The sequence below is a fragment of the Actinoplanes palleronii genome, assembly GCF_016862315.1.
GTDB lineage: Bacteria > Actinomycetota > Actinomycetes > Mycobacteriales > Micromonosporaceae > Actinoplanes > Actinoplanes palleronii.
The window spans coordinates 1-16,674 of the sequence record NZ_BOMS01000180.1; the positions used below are offsets into that span (position 1 = coordinate 1).

Annotated in this window: 17 protein-coding genes; 11 read left to right on the plus strand and 6 right to left on the minus strand. The window is 70.2% G+C overall.

Features of this window, described 5'->3' with window-relative positions:
* Positions 1-93: 93 nt before the first annotated feature.
* Positions 94-1,182 (minus strand): acyltransferase family protein, encoded by a 1,089-nt coding sequence (locus Apa02nite_RS48185; protein WP_203831138.1) that lies wholly within the window; start codon positions 1,180-1,182, stop codon positions 94-96.
* Positions 1,183-1,350: 168 nt separating this feature from the next.
* Here Apa02nite_RS48185 and Apa02nite_RS48190 point away from each other — a divergent pair, with 168 nt between their 5' ends.
* Together Apa02nite_RS48190 and Apa02nite_RS48195 are read left to right on the plus strand one after the other, a co-directional pair.
* Entirely contained in the window at positions 1,351-1,950 is a 600-nt protein-coding gene (locus Apa02nite_RS48190) for a mycothiol-dependent nitroreductase Rv2466c family protein (RefSeq protein WP_203831139.1), read from the plus strand.
* A 113-nt stretch (positions 1,951-2,063) separates the two neighbouring features.
* Positions 2,064-2,945, plus strand: coding sequence for a hypothetical protein (locus Apa02nite_RS48195; RefSeq protein ID WP_203831140.1), 882 nt, complete (start codon positions 2,064-2,066; stop codon positions 2,943-2,945).
* Here the strand turns inward: Apa02nite_RS48195 and Apa02nite_RS48200 are convergent.
* Positions 2,920-3,810 carry a LysR family transcriptional regulator gene (locus tag Apa02nite_RS48200; protein WP_203831141.1) on the minus strand — a complete coding sequence of 297 codons (891 nt, stop codon included), beginning with the start codon at positions 3,808-3,810 and terminating at the stop codon, positions 2,920-2,922. The genes Apa02nite_RS48195 and Apa02nite_RS48200 overlap by 26 nt on opposite strands.
* 72 nt (positions 3,811-3,882) lie before the next feature.
* On the opposite strand from Apa02nite_RS48200, the gene Apa02nite_RS48205 reads away from it, so the two are divergent.
* A complete protein-coding gene (locus Apa02nite_RS48205) occupies positions 3,883-4,821 on the plus strand; it encodes a DMT family transporter (RefSeq protein WP_239165099.1) in 939 nt (312 codons plus the stop codon).
* 267 nt (positions 4,822-5,088) lie between these two features.
* On the opposite strand, the gene Apa02nite_RS48210 is transcribed toward Apa02nite_RS48205, so the two are convergent.
* Positions 5,089-6,117, minus strand: coding sequence for a DUF6082 family protein (locus tag Apa02nite_RS48210; RefSeq protein WP_203831142.1), 1,029 nt, complete (start codon positions 6,115-6,117; stop codon positions 5,089-5,091).
* A 16-nt stretch (positions 6,118-6,133) separates the two neighbouring features.
* Between Apa02nite_RS48210 and Apa02nite_RS48215 the strand changes: the two genes are divergently transcribed.
* Positions 6,134-6,307, plus strand: a complete 174-nt coding sequence (locus tag Apa02nite_RS48215; protein ID WP_203831143.1) for a hypothetical protein — start codon at positions 6,134-6,136, stop codon at positions 6,305-6,307.
* A gap of 20 nt (positions 6,308-6,327) precedes the next feature.
* Here the strand turns inward: Apa02nite_RS48215 and Apa02nite_RS48220 are convergent, their stop codons facing one another.
* Complete coding sequence (locus Apa02nite_RS48220; protein ID WP_203831144.1) at positions 6,328-6,867, minus strand: hypothetical protein; 540 nt, start codon at positions 6,865-6,867, stop codon at positions 6,328-6,330.
* Positions 6,868-6,910: 43 nt separating this feature from the next.
* Between Apa02nite_RS48220 and Apa02nite_RS48225 the strand changes: the two genes are divergently transcribed.
* Positions 6,911-8,350 carry an aldehyde dehydrogenase family protein gene (locus Apa02nite_RS48225; RefSeq protein WP_203831145.1) on the plus strand — a complete coding sequence of 480 codons (1,440 nt, stop codon included), beginning with the start codon at positions 6,911-6,913 and terminating at the stop codon, positions 8,348-8,350.
* Between the two features lie 34 nt (positions 8,351-8,384).
* Here the strand turns inward: Apa02nite_RS48225 and fliQ are convergent, their stop codons facing one another.
* Positions 8,385-8,654, minus strand: coding sequence for a flagellar biosynthesis protein FliQ (gene fliQ / locus Apa02nite_RS48230; RefSeq protein ID WP_067686336.1), 270 nt, complete (start codon positions 8,652-8,654; stop codon positions 8,385-8,387).
* A gap of 156 nt (positions 8,655-8,810) precedes the next feature.
* Here fliQ and Apa02nite_RS48235 point away from each other — a divergent pair, with 156 nt between their 5' ends.
* The 3 genes from Apa02nite_RS48235 to Apa02nite_RS48245 all read left to right on the plus strand — a co-directional run bounded on the left by Apa02nite_RS48235 (position 8,811) and on the right by Apa02nite_RS48245 (position 10,807).
* Positions 8,811-9,230: a nitroreductase family deazaflavin-dependent oxidoreductase gene (locus tag Apa02nite_RS48235; RefSeq protein ID WP_203831146.1), complete on the plus strand. Its 420-nt coding sequence runs from the start codon at positions 8,811-8,813 to the stop codon at positions 9,228-9,230.
* A 138-nt stretch (positions 9,231-9,368) separates the two neighbouring features.
* On the plus strand, positions 9,369-9,821 hold the full coding sequence (locus Apa02nite_RS48240; RefSeq protein WP_239165100.1) for a nitroreductase/quinone reductase family protein: 453 nt from the start codon (positions 9,369-9,371) through the stop codon (positions 9,819-9,821).
* A gap of 38 nt (positions 9,822-9,859) precedes the next feature.
* Positions 9,860-10,807: a TIGR03557 family F420-dependent LLM class oxidoreductase gene (locus Apa02nite_RS48245; protein ID WP_203831147.1), complete on the plus strand. Its 948-nt coding sequence runs from the start codon at positions 9,860-9,862 to the stop codon at positions 10,805-10,807.
* On the opposite strand, the gene Apa02nite_RS48250 is transcribed toward Apa02nite_RS48245, so the two are convergent.
* A complete protein-coding gene (locus Apa02nite_RS48250; RefSeq protein WP_203831152.1) occupies positions 10,791-11,990 on the minus strand; it encodes a cytochrome P450 in 1,200 nt (399 codons plus the stop codon). The genes Apa02nite_RS48245 and Apa02nite_RS48250 overlap by 17 nt on opposite strands.
* A gap of 225 nt (positions 11,991-12,215) precedes the next feature.
* On the opposite strand from Apa02nite_RS48250, the gene Apa02nite_RS48255 reads away from it, so the two are divergent.
* The 3 genes from Apa02nite_RS48255 to Apa02nite_RS48265 all read left to right on the plus strand — a co-directional run bounded on the left by Apa02nite_RS48255 (position 12,216) and on the right by Apa02nite_RS48265 (position 16,527).
* Complete coding sequence (locus Apa02nite_RS48255; protein WP_203831148.1) at positions 12,216-13,385, plus strand: FIST signal transduction protein; 1,170 nt, start codon at positions 12,216-12,218, stop codon at positions 13,383-13,385.
* Positions 13,386-13,391: 6 nt separating this feature from the next.
* On the plus strand, positions 13,392-14,810 hold the full coding sequence (locus Apa02nite_RS48260; RefSeq protein WP_203831149.1) for a diguanylate cyclase domain-containing protein: 1,419 nt from the start codon (positions 13,392-13,394) through the stop codon (positions 14,808-14,810).
* Between the two features lie 139 nt (positions 14,811-14,949).
* Entirely contained in the window at positions 14,950-16,527 is a 1,578-nt protein-coding gene (locus tag Apa02nite_RS48265; RefSeq protein WP_239165101.1) for a glucuronyl esterase domain-containing protein, read from the plus strand.
* Positions 16,528-16,674 lie beyond the last annotated feature (147 nt).

The window sequence follows — 16,674 nt, forward strand, 5'->3', positions numbered from 1 at the left end:
GCCACCATCCGCCGTCGCCTGGACCACGCCCGCTGGGGCAGCGCACCGGCTTACACGGCGGCGCACGTTCGCCCGGAGTCCGTCGGTGGGCGCTCATGACCGGGACGAGCGGACACGGTCGACGGCCAGGGAGCAGAGCGTCAGGATCAGTGCGAACAGCGGCAACCAGCCCAGCCGGGCCACCACCCATGCCGTGCTCTCCGGCACCGTGTGCAGCCCTGGGCGCGGGCCGGCCGCGAGCCAGACCAGCACCGTTCCCGTGATCATGGCCGTCTGGTGCCACAAGAAGATGGTCATCGCGGACAGGTTGGCCACGACGACACCCGCCCACAGCGCCGGCCGGCGCATCAGCCGCCGCAGCGGATCGCGCAGCAGGCCCGCCGCACCGCACTGGGCCAGTCCGAACGTGACCGCGGCCAGGCTGGGAGGCGCCAGATTGGAGAACCCCGCGCCGGGCACACCGACCATCGCGGCCGGATAACCCGCCCACCACACCAGCGCGACGGTCGCGGCGAGGCCGCCGAGCAGCAGGCTCCACAACGACACCCGGTCGTCCCACCGCCCCCGCGCCCAGGCCGCACCCAGCACGAACGGCACCATCCACCCCGCCAGCAGGTTGACCCACCCGACCCAGGCCGGAGCGCCCAGCCCGAGCCGCAGGAGGTCGACGGTGGCCACCACGGCGAGCGGGATCGCCGGGTGCAGCCGCCCGATCAGCGGGGTCGCCGCGGTCAGCGCCACGAACACGAGCAGGAACCACATCGGGGAGAGCACGAGCGACACCAGCGTGCGCACGCTCGCGGGGTCGACCCCGGCGGCGATCGAGAAGCCGGCCACCGTCGCCCACACCGCCACCACCACGGCCACCGGCCGGAACAGCCGCCGGACCCGGGCCAGGACCCACCCGGAATACGGAATCTGGCGGGACCGGCTGATCGCCGCGACCTGACCGCCCACCAGGAAGAAGACGGCGAGGGTCTGGAAGACCCAGGAGATCGGGGTGAGCTGTGGCAGAAAGCGCAGTGGACTGGCGCCGAAGACCGCGCCGTGCCCGAAGACCAGCGCGGTCACCAGCCAGTGCCCGAGCACGACACCGAGGATGGCGATCGCCCTGAGTGCGTCGATCGCGCGGTCCCGGTCCGGCCGGGTGGCGGACTCGATCAGTAGGGTTGCGGAGGCCATGCATCGAAGCTATTGAGCGGCGGGCCGGTGCGCGTCGGACCAGGGTCTGAACTTTCGCGTACCACCCTGGTATGACGCATTGGATCGTTCACGTGGGGCAGGATTGGCGCTTGGCCGGGCCTCATGCGGGTCCTACCGTTGGCGAGGCCCTGCAGTTAGGAGAACCTGATGACCACCGTCGACCTGTATTTCGACGCCGCCTGCCCGTTCGCCTGGATCACCTCCCGCTGGATCCTCGAGGTCCGCCCGCAGCGCGAGTTCGACCTGCGCTTCCGCCCGATGAGTCTGTATGTCCTGAACGAGAACCGAGAGCTCCCGGAGTGGTACAGGGACCTGGTCGACCGCTCGCTAGGCATGGCTCGCGTGGTCACCGCCGCCGCACAGCAGCACGGCGAGGAGGTGCTCGGCGACCTCTACACCGCGCTCGGCACCCGCATCCACAACCAGGGCAACAAGGACTTCGCAGTGGTGATCCCGGAGGCCCTCGCCGAGGCCGGCCTGCCCGCCTCGCTGGCCGACGCCGCCACCAGCAGCGAGTGGGACGAGGCCCTGCGCAAGAGCCACCACGAGGGCATGGACCCGGTCGGCGAGGACGTCGGCACCCCGACCATCCACATCGACGGGGTGGCGTTCTTCGGCCCGGTCCTCAACAGCATCCCGCGAGGTGAGGAGGCCGCCCGCCTCTTCGACGCCGCGCACACCATGGCCAGCTATCCCGGCTTCTTCGAGCTGAAACGCACCCGCACCGGCGGCCTGAACTTCGACTGACCAGCGACGACCGGAGGCTACGACGGGCGTACCAAAAGCGCGGCCCACCGCGACCACCACAAACCGCGACGTGCGAGCATTCTTACCTGACCTGCGGTAATGGGGAGTGGAAGATGCATACGGTGTCTCGCCGGGTCACCCTGTGGCGGGCTGACCTGGACGCCTCGGTGTGCGCCGCGCCGGAGGAGATCGTCGAGGCGCTGCAGTACCGGGACACGGTCACGGTCGTGCTGGAACACCGGGTCAAGGGGGTCACCCCGGGCCGGGAGGTCTTCGACGCGCGCCTGCAGCAGGACGTCGGCTGGCAGTTCCTCGGGATCGGCTGGCCCGCTGACCTGCAGACCGGCATGCGCGTCACGATCTCCTGGCAGTCCGGCCGGGACGCGGTGGTGATGCGCAGCACCGTGCTCGAAGAGCCGATGCGGATCGACGGGGTCAACTACTACCACGAGTACGACCCGAAGGTCGTGACCCGCGACATCGTCCCGCAGAAGTCCAATCGCGGTCAGGTGCTGAACGCCATCCGCAAGCTCGGCCAGGTCTACGAGGACGGCAGCGCGGTGTTCCCGGAGCCGGCGCTGGCCAAGCAGGCCGGGCTGGGCCGCGGCGCGAAAGGCGCGTTCCTGCTGAAGAACGCGGTGGAGCAGCTGATCCGGGAGGGCTACGTCACCCGGGTGGAGGGCAGTGTCGACGCGACCGGGCACCCGTCCTACCCCGCCGTCGACGGCCAGGAGCTCGTCGACCTGCTGTTCTACGCCCCGCTGGTGGATCCGGCGCCGCACCCGAACGACCCGGAGTTCGACGACGACGAGGACGGCGAGGGCCACGACCGGCGCGAGCACTGGGTGAAGGGCTTCGTCCGCAAGCTCCCGCCCGGCGCCCAGCCGACCGAGAAGCAGCTCGCGGCCTATCACCGGGCGCTGGAGAGCGAGCAGATCGACGAGGAGTTGGAGCCCGGCTACACGTATGTCAAGAAGCACCACCGCCACGGCTGACCTGCCGCAACGCGTCCAGCACGGTGCGCACGGCCGCCCGGTGCAGGGTTTCCGGCCGGGTGAGCACGTCGATATGCCGCTCGGCCGGCAGGTCGGCGAGCGGGCGCAGCACCAGCCGCGGGTCGGGCCTGGTGGTGCGCCCGGGCAGCAGCGCCAGCCCGGCGCCCGCGGCGACCAACGACGCCGTGACGGTGAACTCGTTGACCCGGTGCACGATGTCGAGCTGCCGCCCGGCGGTCGCGCCGATCGCCGCGAGGATCCCCTCCAACGGGAATCCCTCGTGCACGCTGATCCACGGTGAGTCCGCCACATCCATCGCGGTGAGCTGGGCTTTTCCGGTCAGCGGCGAGTCCGTGGGCATCGCGACGTAGAGCGGCTCGCGGATCAGCGGGACCACCGTCACCCGGTCGTCCGGCCAGGGCGGGCTGTGCGCCAGCCGGTGCGCGATCACCAGATCGTGGTCGCCGACCAGCCCGGGGAAGTCGGCCTGCGGCACGTCCCGGTCAACGAAGCGCACCGGCGGGCCGGAGCGTGCGGCCAGGGCCGGGAACCAGGCCAGCGCCACGCTGTTGAACGCGGCCACGCTGACCGGCGCGGCCGGGTCGTCGAGGTAGGCGCCGACCGCCCGATCGGCCCGATCCAAGGCGGTCATCACCTCGACCGCCGCCGCGGCCAGGGCCCGGCCGGCCGCGGTCAGCACCAGCCGCCGGCCGCTGCGTTCGGTCAGCGGAACCCGCGCCGACCGCTGCAGCGTGTTCAACTGCTGGGACACCGCGGACGGCGTGATGTGCAACGCGCGGGCGACCGCCGCGACGCTGCCCCGGTCGCCGAGCTCGCGTAACAGCCGCAGGTGGTGCGGATCCATCAGGCTCCACTACATCGTCGATTCAGAGGTTGGCCTCTTGTCTACCGGATCGACCGGCCCGAGGCTCAACGAGTGTCGACAAATCGTGTGGGTGACGTGCTGCTGCTGGCCGTCGCGGTGGTCTGGGGAAGCAGCTATCTGACGGCGAAGACCCTGGTCGTCGCGGGTGGCGTACTGGTCGTGCTGGCGTTGCGGTTCCTGGTCTCGGCGGCGGCGATGCTGCCGTTCCTCGCCCGCCACCGGCCGGGCCGGCGCGAGATCGGCGTCGGTCTGCTGCTGGGCGTCACGCAGGCGTCGGTGCTGGCGCTGGAGACCTACGGCGTGGCGCTCACCAGCGCGACGAACGCGGGCGTGCTGATCAGTCTGACCATTCTGCTGACGCCGATGTTGGAGGGCTTGGTCACCCGCCGCTGGCTGCCACGATCATTCTTCGTGGCCGCGGCCGCGGCGACGTTCGGCGTGGTCCTTCTGGTCGCCGGACCCGGATTTCGTACGCCGTCAGCCGGCGACGCGCTCATCCTGGCGGCGGCCGTGGTCCGCGCCGCTCACGTGACGTTGTCCGCACACCTGACCAGTGGCCGCCCCTACGACACCACGACCTTGACCACCCTGCAGACCGTCGTCGGCGCGGTGGTCTTCACCCTGGCCGCCGGCCCCGCACTGCTCCCCGCGGCCGCGACGTTCCACGCCGGCCAGTGGCTCGGCATCGTCTACCTGGCGCTGGGCTGCAGCGTGTTCGCGTTCGTGGTCCAGCTGTGGGCGATCCGCCGCACGTCAGCCTCCCGGGCCAGCCTCCTGCTCGGCACCGAGCCGGTCTGGGCCGTCATCTTCGGCCTCCTCCTGGCCGGCGACCACCTGACCCTCGTTTCGGGGACAGGTATGGCCTTTGTATTGGCCGGGACCTATTGTGGCCAGCGTGCCGAGAGCCGTGCCCGCTCCGCCTCCGAGCCGAAAATCTTGCAGATTCACCGTGCAGATACTGCGCAAACCGGCCTTTCCGGTGTAATTTGACGTGGTGTCGACGGAGTCTCAGACCCACGCATTACCAGCCTCACCCATCAGCCACCGGGTAGGCACACCACCATCCGAGCGGGGCAGCGCCACGAACTGCACCTGTCCCGACATCTTCCAGCTGGCCGACGGGAACTTCGCAGTCATCGGCACGAACCGGACCGAAGAGCTGCGGAGTCAACTACCGGCCGACGCCGGAATTGCCCCGTATGAAAATCTGGTAGTCATTAGTCGCGAGACGCTGATGGCAGCAGTCAAGGACCTGTCCTAGACCTCCGCCAGGCCCGGATTCGGTTCCTCATCCCGAGCCCGTGGACTCGGATCCGAGGGAGCGGATGAGGACGAGGAACAGGCGAGCACCGCCTCGTACTCGGCCCAGATCTCGTCGGCGATGGCCGCCAGATCCGCTTCGCCAGAGCTTTCCACATAAATGCTGGTGCGACTGTTCACGGTGTCGCGCCAGAAATCGCGCACCTTAGGACTCGCGAAGAGGAACCGAAGATTGCTGATCATTTCCTCCCTGGTCGCGAGCCCTGTGGTGCACTGCAGCCAGGCGTGCTGAATCAGCAGGTTGGCGTACATGTGCTGGGCCTGCACCACCGGATCGGTCCGGCCGTGATTCGGCCACACCGCGGCCAGATTCGGGTCTTCGATCGCCATCCGGGTGAGCATGACGTGCGAGTTGCGAACGCCGACATCGGCGCTGCGGCGCAACACCAACTGGGCGTCCTCCAGGATCCGCCGCTGCACCGCGAGATCGCGCGACTGCAGCGTCCACGTGATCAGCAGAGCCGCCACGGCCAGCGCGGACACCACCGAGTTGACCGCACCGAACGCCTCGCCGACATTGCTCCAGCGGGTCCAATCCGCGTCGTCGCCGAACCGGCCCAGCACCGCGGTCATCACGATCCCTGCGACCAGAACCAACACGGCGAAGAGCAGCAGAAGCGCGGACGCGCTCAGCGCCGCGCCGAACTTCCGCCCGGCTCGCGCGGGCGACTCATTGCGGTCCATTCCGGCCCCCTCGGCAACGACGCACTCCCGCGATCGCGAACGGTCGGGAACCTCTCCGGCCCTTGAGAGATCATTCAGTCCGAATAGCGAAAGTCGTATAAGAGATTGTGCCGTCACGAGACAACACCATGTCAACTGCGCCAGCCTGAATGAATTGCTACCGATCAAAGCTTTACGGCATTCTGCCGCATAGCAGAATGCCGTTGAGCAGAAGGAAATATGGCTGACCTGGCGGCCCGGCACGAGCAATTGCACGTGCGGCAGCGAGCGCCGGCCGATCACGTGCCATCATTTTCCGATGTCGATCGATGGGAACGGGCCGGCTCCGCGGTGGGTTGTCTGGCGGCAGGATGACAACGGGAATCGGTATGTGGTGGCGCGCAAGGACTCCCGCTCCGAGGCGGACGAGCTGGCCGCGACTATGGAAGCCCGCGGCCACAAGCAGCTCTACTGGGTAGCCGCCGCCGATTAAAGCGGCGCCGCCCCGACCGGTCAGATGAAGTCGCGGTGTTTCAGCTTGGCTCGGCGGCCGTCCGGGTGGTGCCAGACCAGGCCCTCGTACTGGGGGTGGGCCAGGATCCACGTGCGCAGGCCGTCCAAGTCCCTGGGCAGCTGGAACCGTTCCGCGTCCGCGTGCGCGATCAGCTCGTGCCCCGTCGTACCCTCGGGGTTGCCGTTGATTTTCGGGCCGACCAGCTCGTAGGTTCCCGGCTTCCAGGCTGACGACTTGGCGACCGCCTCCACGTGACATGTCGCATACGAGGACTGGGCGATCGGCTCCCAGCCGACAGTTTTTCCGGTGTTGTCGTCGGTCATCACCGGTCGATAGCCCGGCGGGCGCTCCCGGCCCGGACGGACCTCACGACGCGCCCACCAGGTGCCTTCGTCGTCCAGCAGCACGCAGGTGCCGTCATATTTGCGGGTCGCCTCGCCCTCGCCGTCGAGCACCCACTGACATTCAGGGTTCGCCTCGGGCAGCACCCGCTTGCGGTTCTCCGGGTCCCGCTGGAACACCGTAGGAATCTTGCGCATGTCGAAATCCTCCCAGCCGCCGTCCAGCGATTAACGTCCAGGAATGGATCTCCGGATGTTCGTGGACGGCGACTGGCGTGAAGCCCGGTCCGGAACGGTCGCCACGGCGACCAGTCCGGCGACCGGCGAGGCGATCGGCACGGTGCCGGACGGTGATCGTACGGATGCCCGGGAAGCGATCGCGGCCGCCAAGCGCGCCGCCACCGGATGGGCCCGCCTGTCCGCGTTCGATCGTGCCGCCCTGCTGCACCGGGTCGCCGACGTGATCGAGGGCAAGCGCGACTCCCTCGCCCGGACGCTCACCCTGGATCAGGGCAAACCCCTCAAGGCCGAGGCGTACGACGAGGTCGACGAGCTGGTCGTCTACTGGCGGATGGCCGCCGAGGACGCCAAGCGGCTCGGCGGGTTGCTGCCACCGTCGTCCGGTCGTGGCACCCGGGCCATGCTGGTCCGCCGCCCGCGCGGCGTGGTCGGCGTGATCACCCCGTGGAACTGGCCGTACACCATGCCGGCCGAACTGATCGCGCCCGCGCTGGCGGTCGGCAACACGGTGGTCTGGACACCCGCCCCGTCCACCGCGATCTCCGCGATCGCGCTCGCCGGGTGCGTGGCCGAGGCGGACCTGCCGCCCGGCGTGCTGAACCTGGTGACCGGCCCCGGCCCGGTGGTCGGTGACGAGATCGCCCGCCATCCGGACGTGAACGCGGTCGCGTTCATCGGCTCCACCGCGACCGGGCGGCTGGTCGCCGAGGCCGCCGCCGGGAAGGCGACCCTGCTGGAGATGGGCGGCAACGGCCCGCTGGTGGTGCTCGAGGACGCCGACCTGGACCGGGCCGTCGAGGGCGCGCTGGCGGCCTGCTTCCTCTGCGCGGGGCAGAGCTGCACGGCCGGCGAGCGGCTGCTGGTGCACGAGGCGGTGCACAACGACTTCGCCGACCGGCTCACCGCCGCGGTGCAGGACCGGGTACGCCTGGGCGACCCGTTCGACGACTCCACCACGATGGGCCCGCTGAACAATCCGGGGGTGGCCGCGAAGATGGCCGCGCACGTCGCCGACGCGGTGGAGCGGGGGGCGACCGTCCGGACCGGCGGCAAGCCGGCGGCCGGGTTCCCGACCGGGCTGTACTGGCCGGCCACGGTCCTCACCGGTGTCCCGGCGAACGCCCTGGCCGCGACGGAGGAGACGTTCGGCCCGATCGCGCCGATCGTCACGATCGGCGGCCTGGACGAGGCGGTCGAGCTGACCAACGCGTCCCGGTACGGGCTGCTCGCCGCGATCTACACGGCTGACCTGCGGCGTGGCCTGGACTTCGCGGAACGGGTGCGCACCGGCTGGGTCAACGTCAACGAGTCGACGAACTACTGGGAGAGCCATCTGCCGTTCGGCGGCCGGGCCGGCTCGGACAGCGGACTCGGCCGGGTCGGCGGCCCGCACCCGATGGAGACGTTCACCGAACTCCAAACGATCATCATCGGGAGCTGAAACACGAGCTGAAAGCGGAGACGCCGCGAAAAGATCAGCTCAGCAGCTGCGGAACCTTCTCGAACAGCTGGATCGTGTACGTGATCATCTCGTGCAGCATCCAGTTGCCGGAGAACAGCAGCACTGCCCCGATCGCGATCGCCTTCGGCACGAAGGAGAGCGTCGCCTCCTGGATCTGGGTCACCGACTGGAACAGCGAGATCGCGAACCCGACCGCCAGCGCGGTCAGCAGCACCGGAGCGGACAGTTTCGCCGCAATGGTCATGGCCTGCAGTCCCAGCTCAACCACCATCGTGTCGGTCATGCCTCTCCTTTCGGGCGTTTCCCACCCGAGCCGAGTGCAGAACGGTCACACCACGGTTGCCATTCGGTTCGCACGCACAGAATTCTCCACCGGCCCGCGCCGCTGCCGCACCGCCCAAATCGGGCGCGGAGCCCACCACGGAGGTAGGTTGGCGGCATGGTTTCTGCGATCGAATTGCATGGCGACCCGCACGTCGCGCGGTACATCGAGACCGACGGCGAGGACGGGTTCCACTGGCGCAACGGGACCGAGATCCTGATCCTGTTCACCACCGGACGCAAGTCCGGCGAGGAGCGCTCGCACGCGCTGATCTTCCGCGAGCACGAGGGCGCCTACCTGGTCGTCGCGTCGAAGGGTGGCGCGGCCGCCCCGCCGGCCTGGTTCGTCAACCTCAGCGCGAACCCGCAGGTGGAGGTCCAGATCAAGGGTGACCGCTTCCCGGCGACGGCCCGGGTGGCGACCGCCGAGGAGAAGCCCGCGATGTGGGCGAAGATGGTCGAGGCATGGCCCGACTACGACGAGTATCAGACGAAGACCGACCGGGAGATCCCGATCGTCGTCCTCGACCGCAACTGATCAGACGGCGGCCCGCACCCACCGGCGCGGGCCGCCGGCAAGAAAGCGGCCGCGGCAAGGAAGCGGCCGCCGGCAAGAAGAAGGTAAACGGGCACAACGGCCCGGGCCCGCAGCGCACGATCCCCCTACCCTGACGGCATGAACTTACGCCGGTGGATGTATCGAGGCGGCCGCCCCAATGCCCTCGCCCGCCTGCTCAACCGCATCTCCGCGGCCCAGTTCGGCGCCGGCTTCCTCGCCCCACCGGCCTGGGTCACCCTCGAGGTCACCGGCCGCCGCAGCGGCAAACCGGTGTCCCTCCCGCTGGTCGTCACCACGTATGAGGACCAGCGGTTCCTCGTCTCGATGCTGGGGCCGCGAGCGAACTGGGTGGCCAACGTCCGTGCCGCGCACGGCCAGGCCGTCCTCCGGCACGGCACGACCGAGAGGGTACGACTGATCGAGGTCGATCCCGTCGTCACCGCCCCGATCCTGCGCGGCTACCTCGCCGTCGCCCCGGGCGCCCGCGCCCACTTCCCGATCGACCGCACCGCCCCGCTGGCCGAGTTCGAACGCATCGCCCCGGACTACCCGGTGTTCCGCATCGCCTAGCAACGTTTGGCGCCCTGGCAACGGGGCAGCCGACAGTCATGCGATACGGATACAAACTGATGGCCGAGGGCTTCGGCCCGAAGGAACTGATCCGGCAGGCGATCCGCGCCGAGGAGGCCGGCTTCGACTTCGTGGAGATCAGCGACCACTATCACCCGTGGCTGGAGGAGCAGGGCCACTCCCCGTTCGCCTGGAACGTGCTGAGCGCGATCGCCGCGCGCACCGACCGCCTCGGCCTGGCCACCGGGGTGACCTGCCCGACCGTCCGCTACCACCCGGCGATCATCGCGCAGGCCGCCGCGACGCTCGCGATCATCTCGGACGACCGGTTCACGCTCGGCATCGGCTCCGGTGAGCGCCTGAACGAGCACGTCACGGGCCAGGGTTGGCCGAGCGTACGGGTACGCCACGAGATGCTCACCGAGGCGCTCGACATCATCAACCTGCTCTGGCAGGGCGGCTACCAGTCCTACGACGGCAAGCACCTGCAGCTCGACGACGCCCGGGTGTTCGACCTGCCGGACCGCCTCCCGGTGATCGCGGTCGCGGCCGGTGGCAGCGGCGCCGCCGAGCTGGCCGCCACGCACGGCACCGGGCTGTTCGCCACCGAGCCGCGCAAGGACCTGGTCGACACGTTCACCGGCGCGGGCGGCAGCGGCCCGAAGTACGCGGAGATCGCCACCGCCTGGGCACCCACCGTGGAGGCGGCGGTCGAGCAGGCGCACAAGACCTCCCGCTGGTCGCTCACCGGCTGGAAGGTGATGGCCGAGCTGCCGAACCCGGTCAACTTCGACGCGGCGTCGCAGACCGTGCGCCCCGACGACGTACGGGAGAAATTCGTCTGCGGCCCGGACCCGAAGCCCTACCTGGACGCGGTGACGACCTACCGTGAGGCCGGTTTTGATCACCTGGTCCTGATGAACGCGGGCCCGGACCCGGACGGCTTCCTGGACTTCTTCGCCAAGGAGCTCAAGGACCGGATGTGATCGGCAGACTCGCGTAGCCCCGCAGCACCAGTCGGTCCCGCCGCACCGGCGCCCCGGCCAGCGCCAGACCCGGCAGCCGGGTCAGCAGCAGCGGCAACGCGATCTGTGCTTCCAGGCGGGCCAGCGGCGCGCCGAGGCAGTAGTGGGCGCCGCCGCCGAACGAGACCGGCTGGATGTTCGGGCGGTCCGGGTCGAACCGGTGCGGGTCGGGGTACCGCGCCGGGTCCCGGTTGGCCGCGCCGAGCAGCATGGTCAGCATGGTTCCCGGCGCGAGCGGCTCGCCCGCCCCGAGATCGAGCGGCGCCGTGGTGTAGCGGCTGGTCAGCTGGACCGGCGAGTCGTACCGGAGGATCTCCTCGACGACAGCGGCCGCGAGGCCCGGGTCGGACCGCAACCGATCAGCCTGCTCGGGGTGGTCGAGAAGGATTTTCAGGCCGGTGCCGAGCAGGTTCGTGGTGGTCTCGAAGCCGGCCACCAGCAGCAGCACCAGGTTCGCGAGCAGTTCCTCGCCGGTGAGCACGGCGTCGTCGTCACTGGCCGCGACGAGCGCGCTGGTCAGGTCCTCGCGCGGGGTGTGCCGGCGGTCGGCGATCAGGCCGGTGAAGTACGCCTCGAGCTCGCGCCCGGCCTTGTCGGCACGCTTCATCTCCTCCTCGCTGCTGATCGGTTCCAGCACCACGGTCAGGTCGGCGGCGCGCTGCCGGAACCAGCGGCGCTCCGACTCGGGGATGCCGAGCAGCGCGCAGATCACCGCGATCGGCAGCGGGTAGGCGAAGTCACCGACAAAGTCGCTCCGCGCCGGCAGCTCCTCGATCAGGTCGATGACCTGGGCGGTGATGACATCGCGCATGGCCGCGACCCGGCGCGCGGTGAACGTCGCGGCGGCCGCCCGGCGCACCCGCGAGTGGTCCGGCGGGTTGGTCTGCAGCATCGACAGCACGACTGAGGCGACACCACGGTTCTCCCGCCAGTCCGTCCAGAACCGGTCATAGTCGCTCGTGTCCGCGACCCGCAGGCCGGGGTCGCGCAGCAGGCGGCTGACCAGGCCGTGCGTGGTGACGAACCACTGGTTCTCGAACGCCGGGAAGGCCGGGGCGTGCGCGCGGAGCACGTCGTAGGCCGGGTACGGGTCGAGACGCCCCTCCGGCTGGAACAGCGAGCCCACCGCGGTGTCGAAATCCATGTCGATCCCCATCCGGCCATCATGCCCGGCGCTGTCGAGACCGCGCCGTCCGGTTTTCCGCGGGATCCACCAGCAATCCACCACCCTCTGGCCGGTTTTGTTCAGATCAAAGGGGGCAAAACCCTCAGGCCAAAGGGGGGCAACAACCCTCAGGTCGACGACGGCACAACCGATGCGGAACCCCGGATGGTCCGCGCACTGCGGGCCCCACGCGAGGGAGCGATCATGAGCGAGCGTTGGTTCGGCGTGGGACGCAGCATGCTGGCCGACCCCGCCGAGGCCGGAGCACAGGCGTGCCGGGAAGCGCTCGGCGACCGCCGCGCGACCCTGCTGATCGTGTTCGCCTCGCTGGAGCACTCGACGCCCGAGATGGCCGCCGCCGTGCACGCGGCGGCCGGCGGTGACGTACTGATGATCGGCTGCTCGACGTCCGGGGAGTTCACCACGGACGGCCGCGGCGCCGGGGTGGTGGTCAACGCGCTCGGCGGCGACGGGTTCGCGGCGGCCGTACGGGCCGTCCCCCACGACAGCATGGACCTCTACGCGGCCGGCGAGACCGTCGCGCTCGCCATCGACGACGTCGACGCGGAGCACCGGGTGCTGCTGATGCTCGGCGACGGGCGCAGCGGCGACCAGCAGGAGGTCGTCCGCGGCGCGTACTCGGTGAGCGGCGCGCAGGTCCCGCTGATCGGTGGCTGCGCCGGCGACAACGTGACGCAGACCGGGACGTTCCACTTCTTCAGCTCCGGCACCGAGGTGCAGGTGCTGCCGAACGCGGTGCTCGGCGCGGCGCTCGGCTCACCCACCCCGTTCGGGATCGGGATGGCGCACGGCTGGCACCGGGTCGGTGAGCCGATGGTGGTCACCCGCAGCGAGGGGGGCAAGATCTACGAGCTGGACGGGGAGCCGGCGCTCGACGTCTACCTGCGCCGGACCGGTGGCGCCGCCGACCTGGCCGCCGACCCGAACACGTTCCTGCAGTTCGCCTCGGTGCGGCCGCTCGGGCTGGCGCGACGCAACAGCGAGGACGTACGGATCATCTTCGAAGCGGACCCGGCGGAACGGTCGATCTCCGGCCTGGCCGACACGCCCGAGGGGGCGATGGTCTGGTTCATGGAGGGCGAGCCGGAGTCGGTGATCGGCGCGGCCGCGACCGCCGCCCGCGCCGCGGTGGACGCCGTCGAGGGCGCGGAGCCGATCGGCCTGCTGGTCTTCGACTGCTGCGTACGGCCCCTGGCCCTCGGCAACGACCGCATCGACCTGGCCACCGAGCGGCTGCGCGACGAGATGAAACCGATCCCGTTCAGTGGCTTCTACACCAACGGCGAGATCGTCCGGCAGGGCGGCGCGAAGGGTATGCACCACTTGACCGTGGCAGCCCTCGCTGTGAGCTGACCGGCCATGACAGCATGGTCGATGCTGCAGCTCAGCGAATACTTCAGCGCCATCACCCGGGCCGGTGACGTGGCCGCGGCTGCCCGGATCGCGGTCCAGCAGGCGACCGAGGCCACCGACGCCGAGCTGGGCGCCGTCATCTTCGGCGACAGCCTGGGCGCGTCGGTCGGGTTGGGTCGCTCCCCCGACCCCGCGGTGTTCACCGGCGTACGGTCCGGCACCGAAACGTCCACGTTCCCGGGCGTCGGGGACGCCTACGTGTCCGTTTTCGCCCTAGGGGAGGCCGGCGAGCGGCTGCTCGTCGCCCGCACCGACGAGGCGTTCGGGCCGGACGAGCGGCAGATGCTGCAGGGTATGGCGAAGGTGCTCGGGCTGGCCCTGCGCAGCCTGCGTACCCTCGCCGCCGAGCAGCAGCTGCGCCATGACCGGGAGCGCGAGGCGGAGTCGCGGCTGGTGCTGCTGCAGGCCCTCGAACGACGGGAACGCCTGCTGGAGACGCTGCTGCGGGTGCAGCGGGCGGCCGGACAGGGCGCACCGCTCGGTGACCTGCTCGACTCGATCACGGCGGGCGCCCGGCGGCTGCTCGACGACGACGGCGTGGCCGCGCTGGTCATGCACGACCTGACCGATCCGGCCCAGCTGACCGTGGCCTCCGTGGCGGGTGGCTCCTCGACCGGCCGGGACGCCGTCCTGCAGGCCGCCCGACGGGCGATCACCGCGGGCCGGACCATCGCCGAGGGTGAGCTGGCCGCCGCGCCGGTGCACATCGGCGACCGGGTGGCCGGCGCCTTTGTCGTGGCCGGCAACGGCGGCGGCGTGCGCGACTCGGAACGCCGCGACGTGCTCGCCGCGTTCAGCGAGCAGGCCAGCCTCGCGCTGACCGGCGCGCACACCCAGGCCGCGATGCACGAGGCGCACCACGACCCGCTGACCCGGCTGCCGAACCGGGCGCTGTTCCTGCAGCGCGTCGAGCAGGTGCTCGCCGAGGACACCGGCGCGGCCCTGCTCTACCTCGACCTGGACCTGTTCAAGCAGGTGAACGACACCCTCGGGCACGCCGCCGGCGACGAGCTGCTGCGCGGGGTGGCCGACCGGCTGAGCGCCTCGGTGCGGGACACCGACATGGCCGCGCGCTTCGGCGGCGACGAGTTCGCGGTGCTGCTCGAACCGATCTCCTCCGAACTGGAGGCGTGGGAGATCGCGCACCGGGTGATCGACGCGATCAGCGAGCCGTTCGACATCGCCGGGCGAGCCGTGCTGACCCGGGCCAGCGTCGGGATCGCCTACAGCGGCGCCGGCCGGACCGCGGAACATCTGGTGGAGGACGCGGACCTGGCGATGTACCGCGCCAAGAAGACCAAGCCCGGGACGTGCCGGGCGTTCGAGCCGCGGATGCGCACCGAGCTGCTCCGCCCCGCCTGCTGAAACTTTCGGAACCGCATGTCGAGTGATTATTGATCTTCGACTCGGAAAACTCGCCGAAACTTTCGCGAGACATTGACATGTACCGATAACCTGCCGGAAACTCCGAGCACTGCCTCCGCTTCCCCCGGAAGGAGAGCTCGTGATCACCCGCTCCCTGGTCGCCGCGTTCACCGTGGCGGCCCTCGCCATGGTCATCCCCCACAGCGACGCGCCGGCCGCCCTCGCCCCGGTCGAGGACGAGGGCGCCGCCTGCGCGGTCCCCGCCCTGCCCGACGCCGGCGCGCTGCCGACCGTCGCCACACTCCCCGACCCGTTCACCCGGCTCGACGGCACCCGGATCACCGCCACCGGCGACTGGACCTGCCGCCGCGAAGAGATCAAGAAGCTGTCCGAGAAGTTCGTCCACGGCACCAAGCCGGCCCGCCCGCAGACCGTCACCGGCACCGTGACCAGCACGAACATCACCGTGAACGTGTCCGATCAGGGCCGCAGCGCGAGCTTCTCGGCCTCGGTCAGCCTGCCGTCCGGCACCGGGCCGTTCCCCGCAGTGGTCGTGGTCGGTGGCCTCGGCGCCGACACCACGACGATCAAGGCAGCCGGTGCGGCTGTCATCAACTTCGATCCGTACGCGGTCGGCAAGGAGGGCACCGGCCGGGCGAACAAGCAGGGCGCGTTCTACACCCTCTACGGCAGCACCAGCAGCACCGGGCTGCTGATGGCCTGGTCGTGGGGCGTCAGCCGGATCATCGACGTGCTCGAGCAGTCCGGCGGCACGATCCTGCGCGCCGACGCGACCGGGGTGACCGGCTGCTCCCGCTTCGGCAAGGGCGCGTTCGTGATCGGGGCGTTCGACCAGCGGATCGCGCTGACCATGCCGATCGAGTCGGGCACCGCCGGCGTGCCGATCCTGCGTGGCGTGCCCGGTGAGGGCGCACAGAGTCTGAGCAGCGCGTACTCGGAGCAGCCGTGGCTCGGCGACGCGTTCGGCTCGTTCACCGGCAGCCCCACCCGCCTGCCGATCGACATGCACGAGATCGTCGCGATGGTCGCGCCGCGCGGCCTGTTCATCATGGACAACCCGCACATCGCCAACCTGGGCCCGCGGTCGGCGAGCGTGGCGGCACTCGGCGGGGCCGAGGTCTACAAGGCGCTCGGCGCGGGCGACGCGATCACGTACTGGTCCGACATCCAGAACGGCAACCACTGCGCGATCCGCCCGGAGTGGACGACGCCGCTGCAGCAGACGATCCGCCGCTTCCTGCTCCGCACCGGCACGGATCCGGGCACGTTCCGCATCTCCGCCAAGGCCGCCGGCAACCTCGCGGAGTGGCGCGACTGGCAGACCCCGACCCTGACCACTGGATCATCCCCGTCCCCGTCGAGCCCGTCGCCCTCGAACCCGTCGTCCCCGTCGCCGTCCACGCCCGGTTCGGCAGGCTGCACGGCATCGGCTTCGGTGAATTCCTGGACCGGTGGCTTCGTCGCGACGATCCGGGTCACCGCCGGATCAATCCCGGTCAACGGCTGGTCGGTGGGCCTCACCCTGCCGGCGGGCGTCACCATCACCAACTCCTGGAACACCACCCGCTCCGCGACAACGGGCGCCGTCCGATTCACCAACGTCGCCTACAACACCCAGATCCCGGCCGGCGGCTACACCGAATTCGGCTTCCAAGCCACCGGCCCCACCCCGACCCTCACGCCCACCTGTTCCTGACCGCTCCATCCCCAGACCGATCCTTTTCGGTACGAGTACGGAGCGCTCGTCCGTAGGCTACGAGCCGAGTCCCATGGTGGCCTCACGCGAGACCGCAGCGCTCAATGCCCGGCCGCGCCCCCGGCTTTGGCTGGCTCACAGGGGTGA